The 1,857-nt window shown below is 67.5% G+C and carries 2 protein-coding genes; both read left to right on the top strand.

Annotated features, from left to right (window positions below):
* Window positions 1-398, top strand: a 398-nt coding sequence (locus tag GSF22_RS33255; RefSeq protein ID WP_208817869.1) for a hypothetical protein, incomplete at its 5' end; no start/stop codon positions are given.
* 559 nt (window positions 399-957) lie between these two features.
* The gene (locus GSF22_RS35925; RefSeq protein ID WP_208817870.1) at window positions 958-1,446 is read left to right on the top strand and encodes a pentapeptide repeat-containing protein; all 489 of its coding nucleotides are present in this window, start codon (window positions 958-960) and stop codon (window positions 1,444-1,446) included.
* The last annotated feature ends 411 nt before the right edge of the window (window positions 1,447-1,857 follow it).

Raw genomic sequence — 1,857 nt, forward strand, 5'->3', positions numbered from 1 at the left:
CCCCGCGCCCGACGACCCCGGCCGCCGCACCCGTCGTTCGGGTCCGGTGGCAAGGCAGACTGACGATGGACTGCTGCGGCGGCCCCGGCTACTCGCTCGACTCCGTGCGGCCGAGCGTTGCCATGCCCGGCGATCTGCAAGGCACCGCGTACACCGAGATCGCCGGCGAGGCGCTGGTCGAGTGGGAGGCCACCGCGCCGCCGGCCCAGGCCGACTGCGCGAAACTTCTGAACACGGTCGTCGGCCAGCACCGTGTGGAGGTGCGTGTCGGTACGGTCGTGTGTTTCCAGACCCGGGCCGGAAGGGTCGGCTGTCTCACGGTGGTCGCGCTGTCGCGGCCCGGCGCGCTGGACTCGCTGACGACCACGGTAGAAGCGACGGTGTGGGACAGGTCATGAGCTAGCGGCCGGGGGTGAAGGCGAAGGTCAGGATCGCGTTCACTGGTCTTCCTCCTGGTCCTGGTCGACCGACTGCGTGGGGGGCAAGCGGCTTGGGCTGGGCATGCAGGGGTGCGCGGATACCGATCTTGTGGGCCTGGTAGTGGTGGAGTCATTGCCGGGTCAGGCCGATGAGGGCAGCCAGGCGGGTGACGTCGGCGGTGAGCAGGGCGCGGCCGGCAGCGGCGGCCGGGTTGCCCAGGTCGAGGTACGGGGCGGGTCCGTCTGGGTCGCATGATGCCTGTGTGAGATTCGGGAGCTTGTTCGTTGGTGGTGTGGAGTTCAATGGACGTACGTCGACGTTCTGTGGTCGGTCGAATGCTGGGAATCGTCAACCTGTACGGACCAAGCGGCGGCGGAGAACCCGAGGTCGTTCCGTGACCACGCCTGCGCAGCCGGCAGCGGTTCGGCTGGAGTTGGTCCGGGCGGGGCCGATCGACGTCAAGCCCGACCCCTGGCAGCGGCTCGTGGTCATCGGCGGTTCGTGACGGCTGTGAGCAGCATTCTGTCGTTGGTATTCGTGGCTATTGGCCTGGACCTCGCCAACGAGGCCAACCGCCAGACCAACGAGGCCAACCGGGAGCAGCAGCGGCTCACCGCTCAGGGGCAGATCACCGACCGGTTCACCAAGGCGATCGAGCAGCTCGGCCAGCCAGGAGCGGGGAAGGTGGACGTACGCCTGGGCGCGATCTACGTCCTGGAGCGCATCATGCGCGACTCCGCTGCGGACCAGCCCGCCGTCGTCGACATCCTCGCCGCGTTCGTCCGGGTCCATGCCGCCGCACCCAAGCGGCCCACGTACACGCCGGACACCTTTCCGCCGGTCGACATCCAGGCCGCGTTGACCGTGCTCGGCCGCCGCGACGCTACCCGCGGCGACAGATTCTCCGAGCCGACCCGCTACATGCTCAAACTTCCCGCCGCCACAAACCTGGACGGCGCGGACCTACGCGACGCGGACCTGTCTGGCGTGGATCTCCGGCGCGGACCTGGAGTGCGCCCGGACTGATGACCGCACCCGGTTGCCGGAGGGAGTGGCCCGGCCGGTGCCGTGTGGATGACTGACGTTCACAGGTCCTGTACCGGCAAGCACCAGTCGCATCACGGTGTCTCCGAATTCCAGCATTCCGGGCGTCGGCCGGGGGTCGGTTCGTACGTTCCTATTGGTTCGCGGGTTCCGCCCGGCTGGTTGCTCTGATACGGATTGGAACGGCTTCGACACCGATTGGTTGAATATCAGCCATGATGGTTGCTGGGCAGTGGTACGAGTCGGGAACCTTCTGGAGCGCCGGTTGCGTCCAGGGAAGTGGTGTACGACTTGCCCGTGATGGGCGTGTTGCGTAGATGAGAGACGGCCACCGCGCGATCCTTCGAGACGGCTAAGTCCGAGTGAAGGAGAGTGATGCGCGATGGCCGTATC

The sequence above is a fragment of the Micromonospora echinofusca genome, from assembly GCF_017614955.1.
Lineage (GTDB): Bacteria > Actinomycetota > Actinomycetes > Mycobacteriales > Micromonosporaceae > Micromonospora > Micromonospora echinofusca_A.